This is a genomic window from Rhodococcus sp. P4_B6, from assembly GCF_056402215.1.
The window spans coordinates 22,413-37,342 of record NZ_JBFUHV010000022.1 but is presented as its reverse complement, the minus strand read 5'-3'; the positions used below and the strand labels follow the sequence as shown (position 1 = coordinate 37,342).

The window sequence follows — 14,930 nt, the reverse complement described above, 5'->3', positions numbered from 1 at the left end:
ACAACGAACAGCGAGGCGGTAGCACAGTGGCACCCACCTTGACCGAGGTCGCTCAACGCGCAGGGGTATCCCTGTCCACCGCATCGCGGGCGTTCAGTGCCCCGGACCGGATCGGACCGGACACTCTCGCGCGGATCATCGCGGTCGCCGACGAGATCGGCTACCGGGCGGCGTCGCCGACACGCAATGACGCCGTGAGGCCGACGGCGACCACCGTCGCTGTCGTGGTGCCCGACATTGCGCACACGGTGTTCGCGAGTTTCGTGAAGGCGGCGCAGGCTCAGGGGTGGCACCGGCGGCAGACCGTGCTCCTCACCGACACGGACGGCAGCGCGGATCGTGAGCGCGAGGTCCTCGGCGAATTGCAGGGTCGTGTCGACGCACTCGTCGTCTGCGCGCCGCGACTGCCCGCGTCCGACATCGTGCAGCTTGCCGGCGACACCCCACTGGTGCTCGTCAACCGGTCTTCGCCCGAATGCGATTGCATCGTGGCGGATTCCGAGGACGGTCTTCGTCAGACCATCGACTACCTCGTTGCCCTCGGGCACGAACACCTCGCCTACGTCCAGGGCTCGCCGCAGTCCTGGTCGAATCAGCGCCGCGTCGCCGCGGTCGAGGAATTCTGCAAGTCCCGCGATGTGCAGCTGAGCCTGCTCGGCTGGCAGCAGGAGACCCTCGCGGGTGGTCATGCCGCGGCCGCGAGCGTGATCGCGACCGGTGCGAGTGCCGTGATCACACACAACGATCCGATGGCGATCGGTGTGATGAACGGCGTCCGCGCAATGGGCTTTTCGGTTCCGGACGACCTGAGCGTCGTCGGCATCGACGACTCACCGCTGGCCGAGCTCGCCAACCCCGCGCTCACGAGTGTCAACGTGCCCATGGCGAGAGCCGGCGTGCTGAGTCTCGACCTGGTGTACCAGCGCGCCGGCGAACCGGATTCCGACGTCCGCGAAGTTCACCTCCCCACACAACTTGTCGTCCGTGCGTCGGCCGGACCGGCGCACGATCGGGTGTTTCGCCCCGGAAAAGAGAGCCGCTAGATGAAAATCGTTGTTGCCGACAGTAATCTGATCCCACACCGGGCGCGGTTCGATGCCGCGGTTCCCACAGGATCGCAACTGTCCTGGCACGGCAGCTTCGACGAGGCTGCCCTGATCGAAGATCTGCGTGACGCCGACGTGTATGTCGGGGGAAAGTTCACGCCGTCGATGGCGTCGTCCGCGACCACGCTGCGGCTCGTGCACGTCGCCGGCGCCGGGACAGACAATATCTCGTTCGGCGCCCTGGCCCCCGACGTGCTGGTGGYGAACACCTTCCACCACGAGAAGTCGATCGCGGAATACGTCGTGGCGGCCGCAGTGATGCTTCGGCGCGGCTTCGTCGCCCAGGACGCGGCCCTGCGGCGCGGGGTGTGGGCGACGTCGGTCTACGACGACCGCCTCACACAGTCGAATTCACTGCAGGGTGCGCGGGTGGGTTTCGTGGGTTTCGGCCACATCGGCAACGCCGCGTGGAATCTGTTCCGGGCATTCGGCGCGACAGGAGCGGCCGTGACCGGCCGCGGCAACGTCGATGCGACGGGTGAGGGGTTGGACTGGGCGGCCGACGTGTCCCAGCTCGGGCGTCTCCTCGCCGAATCCGATGTCGTCGTGGTGTCCGCACCGCTCGACGACCGGACGCGGGGCATGATCGGCGCCGACGAATTGCGTGCGCTGGGCAGCGACGGTGTGCTGGTCAACGTGGGCCGCGGGCCTCTCGTCCAGGAGCAGGCACTGTTCGACGCGCTGTCCTCGTCGACCATCGCGGCTGCGGCCATCGACGTCTGGTACGACTATCCCGGCGCCGACGGTCGAGGTGCGCCCAGTGCCCTCCCGTTCTCCGAACTCCCCAACATCATGATGACGCCGCATTCTTCCGGGGTGTCGCGGCAGACGTTTCTCGGCCGCGTCGACGACATCACCGACAACATCACCCGACTCGCACGCGGGGAGCAGTTGCGCAACGTCGTTGCTCCCGCGGTCGGAGCGAAAGGATCACGGGCATGACCGACAAGATCATCTCCGCGGACGTGCTGGTCTGCAGCCCCACCCGCAACTTCGTCACCCTGAAGATCACCACCGCCGACGGCGTCGTCGGTTACGGTGACGCGACACTGAACGGCCGCGAACTGTCCGTCGCGTCGTATCTGCGAGACCACGTCGCTCCCTTGCTGATCGGACGGGACGCGACGCGGATCGAGGACACCTGGCAGTACCTCTACCGTGGGGTGTACTGGCGCCGCGGGCCGGTCACGATGGCCGCGATCGGCGCGGTCGACGTGGCGCTCTGGGACATCAAGGGCAAGACGCTCGGCCAGCCCGTCTACCAGTTGCTCGGCGGTGCCGTGCGTGACCGCGTCCTGTCGTACACCCACGCCACCGGGTGGGACGTGCCCGCGCTGCTCGACTCCGTCGACGCCAAGCGGGAGAAGGGCTTTCAGGCGATTCGTGTGCAGTCCGGGGTGCCCGGACTCGATTCGGTCTACGGTGTGCACAAGGGGGCTGCGGGATACGAGCCCGCGAGCCGCGGCGCACTCCCGGTCGAGGAGGTATGGGACACGGACGCCTACCTCAATCATGTGCCCGGGGTCCTCGCGGCGGTCCGGGACCATGTCGGCCCCGACCTCAAGTTGCTGCACGACGCCCACCATCGACTCACCCCGCAGCAGGCCGCGCGGCTCGGCAAATCGCTCGAGCCGGTGAATCTGTTCTGGCTCGAGGACGTCACGCCGGCAGAGAACCAGGACGCGTTGCGTCTGGTGCGCAACCACACCACGACGCCGCTGGCGATCGGCGAGGTCTTCAACACGATCTGGGATTGCCAGCACCTGATCACCGAACAACTGATCGACTTCATTCGCGTGGCGATCGTCCACGCCGGCGGAATCAGCCACGTCCGCAAAATATTTGCGCTCGCCGAGGTGTATCAGGTGCGAGGCGGACCGCACGGGCCGTCGGACGTCTCGCCGATCTCCCTGGGCGCGAGCCTACATCTCGGACTGGCGACGCCGAACTTCGGAATTCAGGAATACATGGGCTACGACCCGCTCGTCAGTGAGGTCTTCCCGCACGCGTGGTCGTTCGCGGACGGCCATCTCACCCCCGGTGACGCACCGGGTGTCGGAGTGACGATGAACGAGGAACTCGCGGCGAAGTATCCCTACGAGCAGGCCTACCTCCCGGTCGCCCGGCGCCGCGACGGCTCCATGACGGATTGGTGACGCGCATGACCGAACACCCACTCTCACGCCGAAACGTTTCCGCCGCGGCACTGATCCACCGGCGGGTGCCGGAAGGCACCGGGATCGTGCACCTGGGGCTCGGCAACTTCCACCGTGCCCACCAGGCCGTCTACACCGCGCTGGCAATGGAACGCGAACCCGGGCCGTGGGGGATCCTCGGTGTGGCGAGCCGGTCGAGCGCCGTCGCCGATGCGATGACGGCGCAGGATCTGCTCTACAGCGTCGTCGAGATCTCGCCCGGTGGATCGCGTGTCAGAGTTCCCGGCTCCCACACCGGGACCCTGGTGGCCGAACACGATCCGGAGTCCGTCGTTCACGCGATCGCGGATCCGGCAACGAAGATCGTGACGATCACCGTGACCGAACACGGGTACACCGTGTCTCCCGAGACCGGATCCCTCGACCTCGACTCCGACGCTGTCCGGCGTGATCTCGCCGAGGCCTCGACGCCGCGCACGACGATCGGACAGATCGCCCGCGCACTGGCCCTGCGGGCGAGCACACACGGCACCCCGATCACCATCCTCAGCTGCGACAACCTGCTGGCAAACGGGCGGCAGACCGAACGGCTCGTGCGCGAGTTCGTCGGCACCTTCAGGGCACCCCTCCGTGACGAGGTACTGACCTGGATGGATGCGTCCGTGGCGTTCCCCAATTCGATGGTGGACCGCATCGTGCCGTCCAGTTCGGACCGATACAACGAGACGGCCCTGACGCACCTCGGCGTGCGGGACACGATCGCCGTCCCCGCCGAACCGTTCACGATGTGGGTGATGGAGGAGAAGTTCGCCGCCGGCCGTCCCGCCTGGGAGCACGGCGGCGCACTGTTCACCGACGACGTCGAGCCGTACGAGCTGATGAAGGTCCGGCTGCTCAACGGGACGCATTCGCTCATCGCGTACCTCGGCGCACTCGACGGGTGTGCCACCATCCCCGAGTCCGTGGCACGACCGTTCGTCGAGGACGCGGCGCGCAGCATCCTGTGCGACGAATACCTGCCGACAGTCACTGTTCCCGAAGCGGTCGACACGGACGACTACATCCGGCAACTCTTTTCGCGCTGGTCCAATACCGCTCTGGGACACCGCACCTCGCAGGTCGGCTCCGACGGATCGGTCAAATTGGCGCAGCGTATCCCGATCCCCGCGCTCGAACACCTCGGCCGCGGTGACGTCCCGCAGTTCCTTGCTCTGACCGTGGCGGCGTATCTCGCCTGCATCGCCCCGCTGCCTGGATTCGACCCCGGCCCACACGCACGATCCATGACCGACCCCGCTCGACCGCGCCTGGCAGGAATGGCCGACAACGCCGCTTCCACTACAGAATTCGTTCGCTCCGTCTTCGTCGACGGAGGCCTGTTTCCCAGCGTTCTCGCTGCGCACACCGAGTTCGTCTCGCGGATTGCCGACTTCGTCGACATCATCGTCCGCCACGGGCCGGCTGTCGCCGCCGGTGAAGCATCCGCCCCGGTCCCGGACCCCGGCGCGCTCACGCTGCAGTCCAGGGCGACCATCTGACTCTCTCACCCCCTGCCCGGACTTTCCGGGAACCACCAATGGAGGAATCCATGGACACTACACTCGACCCCACGGTGAACCCGAAAACACCCGGCCGCGCAGGCGGTACACCCCAGGCAGACCCGGCCGCAGTCCGCCGGGCGGCGTGGGCGGGACTCATCGGCACCACCCTCGAGCAGTACGACTTCGTCATCTACGGCACCGCCTCGGCGCTGATCTTCAACACACTGTTCTTTCCGAACATCTCGCCCGCGGCGGGCATCCTCGCGAGCTTCAGCGCCTACGCCGTCGGGTTCCTCGCCCGACCGCTCGGCGGCCTGTTCTTCTCACGCTACGGTGAGCGTCTCGGCCGCAAATGGGTGCTCGTCGCGACCCTGATGCTGATGGGCGGCGCGACACTGGGTATCGGTCTGCTGCCCACCTACAGTCAGGTCGGGCTGCTCGCACCCGCTCTCCTCGTCGCGTGCCGATTCTTCCAGGGATTCGGCGCGGGCGCCGAACAGTCCGGTGGTGCAACCCTTCTGACGGAGACAGCGCAGATAGGCAGGAGAGGCCGGCTCGCCGCGCTGGTGATGACCGGGGCCGCGCTGGGCACGGCGCTCGGCGCAGTCGCGTGGATCGCCGCGCAGCTCCTGCCGGAGGAGCAGCTCATGTCCTGGGGCTGGCGGCTCGTCTTCATCAGCAGTCTGCTCGTGACTGTCGCCGCGTTCGTCATCCGTCGCAAGCTCAACGAGAGCCCGGTGTTCCAGGAACTCAAGGAGCAGCACCACGTTCCGAAGACACCCGTGAAGGAGATCTTCGCGAACGGCAAGAAGCCGCTGTTCATCGTCATGTTCATGACGATCGGCATCAGCGCGCAGTCGTACACGTACCAGGTGTTCATGGCGTCGTACCTCAAGAACGACGTGCACGTCGACCCCACGTTCATTCCCAAGGTGCTGCTGGTCGGGGCCATCTGCGGCGGCATCGCGGCCTATGGGTTCGGTCGGCTGTCCGATCGGGTGGGCCGCAAGCCGGTGTACATCTCGATCGTGATCGCTCTGATCATCCTGCCGGTGCCGACCTTCCTGGCTCTGAACACCGGCTCGCACCTGTTGATCACGATGGCGATGATCGTCGGCTTCATCCTGGCCTGCCAGGGCGCGGTCGGTGTCACGATGAGCTACTTCCCGGAAATCTTCGGCTCCCGCTACCGCTACGCCGGAGTCACGCTCGGACGTGAATTCGCGTCGATCTTCGGCGGCGGTGTCGCGCCACTGATTTGCGCGGCCCTCGTCACGGCCTTCTCCGGCTCCTGGATCCCCGTCGCGGTCTACATGATCGTGATGGCCGTGACGGTTCTGATCGCCTCGACGATGGCACCGGAAACTCGCGACCGCGACCTCACGCTGGCCGCCAACGCCACCGATCGTGAGGTGACGGCGGCATGATCTCCTCCGTCATCGCAGTGCTGCGCGCCGCGCACGCCGACCGGTACGCCCCCGTCGTGACCGTCCTCGCCGAGAACGGGGTGCGGGCCGTCGAGCTGACGATGAGCACGCCGGGCACCCTCGAGTCTCTGCGCAGCATCCGGCGCGACGCACCGGACGGCGCCGAGATCGGGGTCGGCACGGTCACCACCGTCGACCAGGCCCGGGCCGCCCTCGACGTGGGTGCCGACTTCCTCGTGACACCGACCACCAACCTCGACGTCATCGCCACGGCCGTGCGTGCGGGTGTCCCGATCTACCCGGGCGGATTCACCCCGACCGAGCTGTGGAACGGATGGAACGCGGGTGCGACCGCAGTGAAGTTGTTCCCGGCATCGGTGGTCGGCCCGGAGTACATCGCGCACCTGCGCGGGCCCTTCCCCGACATCCAGGTCGTCCCCTCGGGCGGGGTGAGCATCGAGGACGTCCCCGTGTGGATCGCCGCCGGAGCGGCGGCGGTCAGCCTCGGCGGCCCCCTGATCGGGGACGCACTCCGCGGCGGGGACCTCGGTCAGCTGGCCGAACGATGCCGGCGCCTCGCGGGCGTCGTCGCAGAACCGGCGGTCGCGTGATGACGGTACTGACGTTCGGCGAAACGATGGCACTCACCCGAGCGGCGGACACCGGTGCACTCGCCCACACCTCGACGCTGCACCTGGGAATCGGCGGGGCCGAAACGAACTTCGCGATCGCGCTACGACGGCTCGGCGTGGACGTCGCCTGGGTCGGGCGCGTCGGCCAGGACAGCCTGGGTGACCTGGTCGAGCGTGAACTCCGGGCCGAGGGAATCACCGCCGACGTCATCCGCGATCCGGACGCCCCGACCGGGCTGATGGTGAAGGAGCGGCGAACCGCCACCGCCACCCGCGTCTGGTACTACCGGACCGGCAGCGCAGGGTCGCGGCTCACGATGTCGGACATCGCGGACGACCGCCTCGAGTCGGCGTCGCTGCTGCATGTCACCGGCATCACCCCGGCCCTGTCCGACAGCGCCAGGAAGACCACTCTGTACTGCGTCGAACGGGCACGCGCACTGGGCATTCCGGTGTCGTTCGATCTCAACTACCGCCGTGCGCTGTGGTCGCCGGAAGAAGCGGGTCCCGTCTTCCGCGAGCTGATAGCGTTGTCGGACATCGTCTTCGCCGGTGAGGACGAGGCCGCGATCGCGGTGGGTGACGGCGACCCCGCAGAACTCGTCGCGCGTGTCCGCGACCTGGGTCCCCGCGAAAGCATCCTGAAACTGGGAGACCAGGGGTGCCTGGCGATGGTCGACGGCGAGACGTTCTCCCTGCCGGCGGTGCCGGTGAACGTCGTCGACTCCGTCGGGGCCGGAGACGGTTTCGTTGCCGGATACATCGCGGACCGCCTCGCGGGAGAGTCACCCGGCGACCGTCTGAGAACCGCGGTGACCGTGGGGGCTTTCGCGTGCACCGTGTCCGGCGACTGGGAGGGCATGCCGCGCAGGGACGAACTCGGACTCCTCACGACCGCGGAACCCGTCACCAGATGACAAGCTCCCATATCCCACAGAACTGGACTTCACCGATGAACACCACCGAGACCACCGGCACGGAAACGATCGAGATTCCGACGCATGCGCAGGCGGTCGTCGCCCACGGCGCGAACGACCTGCGCGTCGAGGACGTGCCTATCGCCGCACCGAAGCCGGACGAGGCGGTGATCCGCATCGCCTACGGCGGAATCTGCGGATCCGACCTCCACTACTGGCAGCACGGCGCCGCAGGCGAGTCGATCCTCCGCGCACCGATGCGGCTCGGGCACGAGGCGTCGGGCACAGTGCTGATCGGCGCGACGGACGGCAGCGGTCCCCGTCCCGGCGCACCCGTCACCATCCATCCCGCGACACCCGGCGGCGACAGCGCGACGTATCCGGCCGACCGCCCCAACATTTCCCCCGGATGCACGTACCTGGGCAGTGCGGCGCACTTTCCGCACACGGACGGGTTGTTCGTCAGCCACGTCGCCGTCCCGACCCGCATGCTGCGGGTCCTCCCGTCCGGGCTCGATCTGCGGCTCGCCTCCTTGGCCGAGCCGGCGAGCGTGGCGTGGCACGCGGTCGCGCGGGCAGGGGAGGTGAAGGATCGGTCGGTCCTCGTCATCGGCGCCGGACCCATCGGGGCGCTCGTGGTGGCGGTACTGAAGCGAGCGGGCGCCGGGAAGATCACGGCGGTGGACATGCACGAGTACCCGCTGCAGATCGCGCGCGACGTGGGCGCGGACGTGACCCTCACGGCCACCGACGCCGGCGCGGTCGCGGCGGTCGGAGCAGACGTGACCATCGAATGCTCCGGCAACCACCGCGGTCTGTGGTCGGCGATCCACGGGACCGCGCGCGGCGGCCGGGTCGTGATGGTCGGACTGCTTCCCTCCGGTGATCAGCCGGTACCCGTCTCGATCGCGATCACCCGGGAACTGGACCTGATCGGTTCGTTCCGGTTCAACGACGAGATCGACGAGGTCGTGGCCGCTCTCGCCGACGGCTCGCTGGCGGTCGATCCGATCATCACGGCCGAGTACGACGTAGCCGATGCGCTCACCGCGTTCGCGTCGGCCAAGGACGCGTCGTCGTCGAGCAAGGTTCTCCTCAGGTTCTGATCCCGGGATCCTCGCCCCGGCATCGTCGACGCGGCACAGTTGTCGCATGATGGTCTCGACGCACCCCCGAGGTCAGGAGAGCAAGCTGATGAAGGAATTCACCGCCTGGATCGCTCGCGAGAACGAGGGCGCCATCGGCCTCTCCGAGGAGACGGTCGACGAATCGTTCCTGCCACAGGGCGAGGTCACGATCCAGGTCGAGTACTCCAGCGTGAACTTCAAGGATGCGCTGGCGCTGACACCGAAGGGCGGAGTGGTCCGCGAATACCCCATCGTCCCCGGCATCGACGTCGCAGGCATCGTCGCCGAGTCGCAGTCGCCGGAGTTCGCGGTCGGTGACAAGGTCGTCGCTCACGGTTACGACATCGGAACGGCCCGGCACGGCGGGTACGCGCAGTTCGCCCGCGTCCCGGCCGACTGGGTGGTGAAACTCGACGGCATGTCCACCCGCACCGCCGCCGCGATCGGGACCGCCGGTTTCACGGCTGCGATGAGCGTGGAGGCACTGCAGTCCCGCGGCGTCGAGCCGGGCCACGGCCCGGTCCTGGTGACCGGTGCGAGCGGCGGCGTCGGCACCGTCGCCGTCGACCTGCTGTCGGCGGCCGGCTTCGAGGTGGTCGCGTCGAGCGGAAAGCCGGAGAAGGCGGAACTGCTCACCCAGCTGGGCGCGAGCAAGGTGATCGGACGCCTCCCCGAACCCGACACGAAACCGCGTCCCCTCGGCAAGGCTCAGTGGGCTGCCGCAGTCGACTGTGTCGGCGGCGCCACCCTCGCTCACGTGCTCAGCACCATCGAATACGGCGGTGCCGTGGCGGCCAGTGGACTGACCGGCGGACCGAAGTTGGAGACCACGGTCCTGCCGTTCATCCTGCGCGGCGTCAGCCTGCTCGGCATCGACTCGGTGCAGTACCCGATCGACCAGCGGCGCCGACTGTGGGGCCGCCTCGCCTCCGACCTCGCACCCAGCCGCCTCGAGTCGATCACGCACGAGGTCCCGATTGCCGACGTCGTGTCGGTGATCGATCAGGTGCGGGCGGGTACGTGGTCGGGTCGTGCGCTGACGCGCCTGTGAGTACTTATTAACGTCCGGCGGTTAACAAGTGCTCACGGGCGGCGGAGCCGCACGATCCAGGCGCGGGTATCCGCCGGGTCGATCACGTCGTCGAGTTCGAAGATCGTCGCCGCGTTGAGTGCCTTCCCGTGCTGGTAGGCGGCGTCGACGAGTTGCGTGAATGCCGCGTCCCGCTCGGCGGGGTCATCGAGCGCCTCGAGTTCCTTCCTGAACCCGAGGCGCACCGCGCCTTCCAGCCCCATGGCGCCGATCTCGCCGGTCGGCCACGCGACCGTGAACTCGGACGCGTGGAAGGAGCCGCCCGCCATGGCCATCGCGCCGAGACCGTAGCCCTTGCGCAGGATGACCGTTCCGTACGGCACGGTCATCTGCGCGCCGGTGATGAACAGCTTGCCGAATCGGCGGACCGTGGCCTCCTTCTCCGAGTCGGGACCGACCATGAATCCCGGTGTGTCGCAAAGCGAGACCACCGGCAGGCTGAACGATTCGCACAGTTCCAGGAAGTGGGCCATCTTGTCGGCCGCGACCGCGTCGATCGCACCGCCGAGGTGGTGGCTGCTGTTCGCGACGAGACCGTACGGCGCCCCCTCGACCCGGATCAGCGCGGTGACGATGCCGACGCCGTGGTCGCGGCGTAGCTCGAGGACCGAGCCGACGTCGGCGATGGACTCCACCGCTCTGCGAACGTCGTAGGCGCGCAACCGGTTCTCCGGGACGACGTGACGGGCCAGCCGCTCGTCGGGGGCTTCCCAGTCGGGGAGCACCCCCTGGAAGTACGACAGGTACGTCTTCGCCAGTTCGACGGCATGCGCCTCGTCCCGGGCGAGCAGATCGATCACACCGTTGCGGCGCTGCACGTCCACCGGCCCGATGTCCTCCGGCCGGAACACACCCAGCCCGCCGCCCTCGACCATCGCCGGGCCGCCCATGCCGATGTTCGCGTCGGGGGTGGCGATCAGGACGTCACAGACCCCGGCCAGGGCGGCGTTGCCCGCGAAGCAGCGGCCGGACACGATCGACACCAGCGGCACCTTCCCGTTCAGCGCCGCCAGCGACCGGAAGGTGTTCAGGTCCAGGCCCGCGGCGGGACCGGCGTCGGTGTCGCCGGGACGTCCGCCGCCGCCCTCGGCGAACAGGACGACCGGAACCTGCTTGCGGCCGGCGAGTTCGATCACCCGGTCCGTCTTCGCGTGGTTGCGCATGCCCTGGGTTCCGGCGAGCACCGTGTAGTCGTACGACAGCACCACCGCCTGGGAATTCTGCGGACCGAACACGTCCCCGTTGATTGCGGCGAGGCCGGCGATCAGGCCGTCGGCGGGGGTGTTCTCGATCAGGTCCTGCTCGGAGCGGCGACTGCGCTGCGCGGCGAGAACGAGGGGCCCGTACTCGACAAAGCTGCCGGGGTCGACCAGGTCTTCGATGTTGGCGCGGGCACTGCGCCTCCCGAGCTTCGCGCGCTTCGCGATCGCGGCGGGCCGGGCGGCGTCGAGCGTGTAGTCGTGCCGCTGCCGGATCTCCGCCAGATCGGCACGCTCACGATCGAGATCGGTTGCACTGTCGGCCACGTCGCCGGCCTCCGATCCGGTACGGCGGATCACGACCAGTGGATCGCCGGCGTTGACCGTCTGCCCGGGCGACACCAGATTCCGCTCGACCACCGCGCCGGTGGGGGCGGCGATCACGTGCTGCATCTTCATGGCCTCGAGCACCACGAGGTGCGCACCCGACGTCACGGTGGACCCTTCGGCGGCCGACTCCACGACCGTCCCGGCCAGGTGTGCGCGCAGCACGTCCTCGCCGGCGCGCAACTCGACCGCGTCCGACGCGACCTCCGCCGGATGATGCACGTGGGCGGCGTCGACGAGGGCACCCATCCGCTCCGCCAGGTAGTCGGTGCCGGCGACGCCGTCGGCGAAGCCGGGATCCGTGAGAATCGCCCGGAGAAAGCAGATGTTGGTGGGGACGCCCTCGACGATGAACTCGGCGAGCGCCGCATCCGCCTTGCGCGCCGCGGCCGCGAACGACTGCCCGCGGGAATGCACGATCACCTTCGCGAGGAGCGAGTCGTACCGCGGGCTCGGCGACAGTCCCGGCCGCCCGTAGGTGTCGACGCGCACCCCCGGTCCCGTCGGCGGGGAGAACACGGACAGCGTGCCCGCGGCGGGAACGGCCTGACCGTCGGGGCGCATCGTCTCCATGTTCACCCGGGACTGGACGGCGATTCCGCGCGCGACAGCGGGTGTGCCCGACGTGTCGAGCCCGACGGCGCCGACCCCGTCCGGCAGCGCCAGTTCCGCGAAGTCCGCTCCCCGAGCGATGTCGATCTGCACGGCGACGAGGTCGATCCCCGTCACCTCCTCGGTGACCGTGTGTTCCACCTGAATCCGCGGATTGACCTCCAGGAACACGAATCCGTCCGGGGACACCAGGAATTCGACGGTGGCGAGTCCCCGGTAGCCGACACTGGCACACAGCCGCGCCGCGGCCTCGTGCAGTTCGCTGCGCAGTCCGGGGTCGAGCCCCTGCGCGGGTGCGATCTCGACGAGTTTCTGGTGGCGGCGCTGCACGCTGCAGTCGCGGTCGCCGACGGCGAGTGCCCGCGTCACGCTCGCCTGCGGTGCCGCGACCACCTGCACCTCGATGTGCCGGGCGCCCTCGAGCAGCGCCTCGGCGAACAGTGCGGGATTGCCGAACCCGAGTTCCGCCTCCGCCGCGCACGCCCGGTAGGCCTCGTCGATCCGGTCCGCGCTGCGGACGGCGCGGATGCCGCGGCCGCCGCCGCCCGCGAGTGCCTTGATCATGATGCCGCGCGGCTGCTCCGCGAAGAACGCGCGGACGCCGTCCAGGTCGGTGGGGCCGTTCGTCGCGGCGAGCACCGGAACCTTCGCGGCGACAGCGGCCTCGCGTGCCGACGACTTGTCGCCGAAGATGTCGAGCACCTCCGGGCTCGGGCCCACGAAGGCCAGCCTGGCCTCGCCGCAGGCGCGGGCGAAATCGGCGTTCTCGCTGAGGAACCCGTAACCGGGATGCACCGCCGTCGCGCCGAACTCGGCGGCCGCGTCGAGGAGGGCGCGAGCGTCCAGGTACGCGGACGGTCCCGAGCCGCGCAGCGCGACCGCCTCGGTCGCCGCGCGCACGTGGGGGCTGTCGGCGTCGTCCTCCGCATACACGGCGACGGTGTCGACCGACATCTCCTCCGCCGAGCGGATGATGCGCAGCGCGATCTCGCCGCGATTGGCGACCAGCAGGGTCACTTGTACTCCTCGGCCAGGGCGAACAGGTCGGCCTTGCGGACCTTCCCCGTCGCCGTCATGGGTAGTGCGTCGAGCACCTCGACGGTGGGGACCTTGTAGGTGGCCATGTTCCGGGCCGCCCACGCCCGCAGTTCCTCTCCCGAGACCTGACGGTCGGGCAGGAGCTGGACGAACGCGAACGGCACCTGGCCCTTGCCCGGATCGGGCTTGGGGACCACCGCGGCCGACTGGATGTCGGGGTGCAGCAGGAGCAGTGCCTCCACCTCCGAGGGGAACACGCTCATCCCGTTGGTCTTGATCATTTCCTTGTTTCGCGCCAGATAGTGCAGTGCGCCTTTGCCGTTCAGCTTGCCGACGTCGCCGGTCTGGAGCCATCCGTCGCGCAGCGCCGCAGCGGTGGCGTCGGGTTTGCGGTAGTAGCCGGTGAGCAGCGACGGACTGCGGACGATGATCTGCCCGGGTTGCCCCACCGGCACCGGAACCCCGGCGTCGTCGACGACCAGCACATCGGTCCCCGGAACCGGCAGCCCGCAGAACACGGGTTCGCTGAGCAGATCCTCGTCGTCGGTCTGGAAACCGAGCGTGATGGTGTCGGCGGTGTGCGTCTCCGTCATGCCGTAACTGGCCTCCCGGAGCACGTGTCCGGTCGCGTCGCGCCATCGGCCGCGGATCTCGGGGTCGAGTTTGAGCACGAACGACACGGCCATCGCGTTGCCGAGGGTGGAGAAGTCCCGCTCGGCGAAGCCGGGCAGATCCATCAGTTCCACGTAGTTGTCGACGGTGCCGACCATCGACGTCACACCACGCCGTTCGACGAGGGTCGCCGCGGCTTCCGGGTCCCATCGGGTGAGCAGCACGACGGTGCCGCCGTTGATCAGGGGGTACAGGATGCCGAAGTCCTCGCCGGCGATCCAGAAGATGGGCAGGAACCCGAGGACCACCGGGGGAGCCTCGCCCACCTGCCTGCCCCCGGCCAGTGTCGCGGTGGCGGCGGTGTACACCATGTGCGCCTGAGTGTGTTTGCAGCCCTTCGGCATCCCGGTGGTGCCGCCGGTGTAGTTCAGTGTCGCGAGCGCGTCGGGATCCATCGGGATCGGATCGGCGCGAGGGGATTCCATGATCCCCGCCCAGTCGGTGGCTCCGGACGCGGTGGGGAACGGCGGTGCGACGCTGGGTTCGGCGGGCAGCAGGTCCGACAGGGCGGTGACCGCGACGTGCCGCAGAGCCGACTCGCCACGCACGGATTCGACCATGTCCGCGAGGGAATCCTGGGTCAGCAGAATCTCCACGCCGGCGTCACCGAGTTCGTACGCGAGTTCGTGTTCGCGGAACAGCGGGTTGATCGGGACGTGGACCGCACCGATCTTCAGGATCCCCAGCATCGCGATGTGGAATTGAGGACAGTTGGCCAGGTGGACGCCGACGCGGTCGCCTGCCGACGCGCCCCGCTGCAGCAGCCAGCCGGCGAAGCGGTCCGACAGGTCGTCGAGTTCGGCGTACGTGATGTCGCGGCCGTAGTAGTCGATCGCGACGGTGTGCGGCCGCTGCGTTGCCCAGTGCCGCAGATAGTCGATCACGGTGCGGCCCTCGATCGGGTACTCGACGGACCGCGGTACCTCCGGTGGCCACGCGGCGTCCTGGAGTGCGCGTATCTCGGCGAGGGCCGATTCCAGTGCCGTGGGGTCACTCGAAGGCGAAGTGGGCATACCGAACTCCCGA

At 68.6% G+C, this 14,930-nt stretch carries 11 protein-coding genes; 9 read left to right on the top strand and 2 right to left on the bottom strand.

From position 1 onward, the window contains the following. Positions 1 to 26: 26 nt before the first annotated feature. From AC1DWT_RS13685 to AC1DWT_RS13645, 9 genes are all read left to right on the top strand, one after another. Positions 27 to 1,043 (top strand): LacI family DNA-binding transcriptional regulator, encoded by a 1,017-nt coding sequence (locus AC1DWT_RS13685; protein WP_072937191.1) that lies wholly within the window; start codon positions 27 to 29, stop codon positions 1,041 to 1,043. Beyond that, a complete protein-coding gene (locus AC1DWT_RS13680) occupies positions 1,044 to 2,048 on the top strand; it encodes a 2-hydroxyacid dehydrogenase (protein WP_477920963.1) in 1,005 nt (334 codons plus the stop codon). After that, positions 2,045 to 3,262: a D-mannonate dehydratase ManD gene (manD, locus tag AC1DWT_RS13675; protein WP_072937193.1), complete on the top strand. Its 1,218-nt coding sequence runs from the start codon at positions 2,045 to 2,047 to the stop codon at positions 3,260 to 3,262. The genes AC1DWT_RS13680 and manD overlap by 4 nt, the downstream gene beginning before the upstream one ends. A 5-nt stretch (positions 3,263 to 3,267) precedes the next feature. After that, entirely contained in the window at positions 3,268 to 4,800 is a 1,533-nt protein-coding gene (locus tag AC1DWT_RS13670) for a mannitol dehydrogenase family protein (RefSeq protein WP_477920961.1), read from the top strand. Between the two features lie 50 nt (positions 4,801 to 4,850). After that, positions 4,851 to 6,230 carry an MFS transporter gene (locus tag AC1DWT_RS13665; RefSeq protein ID WP_072937195.1) on the top strand — a complete coding sequence of 460 codons (1,380 nt, stop codon included), beginning with the start codon at positions 4,851 to 4,853 and terminating at the stop codon, positions 6,228 to 6,230. Next, positions 6,227 to 6,841 (top strand): bifunctional 4-hydroxy-2-oxoglutarate aldolase/2-dehydro-3-deoxy-phosphogluconate aldolase, encoded by a 615-nt coding sequence (locus AC1DWT_RS13660; RefSeq protein WP_477920958.1) that lies wholly within the window; start codon positions 6,227 to 6,229, stop codon positions 6,839 to 6,841. Before AC1DWT_RS13665 ends, AC1DWT_RS13660 begins: the two co-directional genes overlap by 4 nt. Further along, the gene (locus AC1DWT_RS13655; RefSeq protein WP_378671559.1) at positions 6,841 to 7,779 is read left to right on the top strand and encodes a sugar kinase; all 939 of its coding nucleotides are present in this window, start codon (positions 6,841 to 6,843) and stop codon (positions 7,777 to 7,779) included. Before AC1DWT_RS13660 ends, AC1DWT_RS13655 begins: the two co-directional genes overlap by 1 nt. A gap of 35 nt (positions 7,780 to 7,814) precedes the next feature. Beyond that, positions 7,815 to 8,885, top strand: coding sequence for an L-idonate 5-dehydrogenase (locus tag AC1DWT_RS13650; protein WP_477920956.1), 1,071 nt, complete (start codon positions 7,815 to 7,817; stop codon positions 8,883 to 8,885). Positions 8,886 to 8,973: 88 nt separating this feature from the next. Next, positions 8,974 to 9,957: an MDR family oxidoreductase gene (locus AC1DWT_RS13645; protein WP_072937278.1), complete on the top strand. Its 984-nt coding sequence runs from the start codon at positions 8,974 to 8,976 to the stop codon at positions 9,955 to 9,957. A 32-nt stretch (positions 9,958 to 9,989) separates the two neighbouring features. Here AC1DWT_RS13645 and AC1DWT_RS13640 read toward each other — a convergent pair whose 3' ends face one another. Both AC1DWT_RS13640 and AC1DWT_RS13635 read right to left on the bottom strand, forming a co-directional pair. Next, the gene (locus AC1DWT_RS13640; RefSeq protein ID WP_477920954.1) at positions 9,990 to 13,211 is read right to left on the bottom strand and encodes an acetyl-CoA carboxylase family protein; all 3,222 of its coding nucleotides are present in this window, start codon (positions 13,209 to 13,211) and stop codon (positions 9,990 to 9,992) included. Continuing rightward, positions 13,208 to 14,917, bottom strand: coding sequence for an AMP-binding protein (locus AC1DWT_RS13635; RefSeq protein WP_477920952.1), 1,710 nt, complete (start codon positions 14,915 to 14,917; stop codon positions 13,208 to 13,210). Before AC1DWT_RS13635 ends, AC1DWT_RS13640 begins: the two co-directional genes overlap by 4 nt. Positions 14,918 to 14,930: the final 13 nt, after the last annotated feature.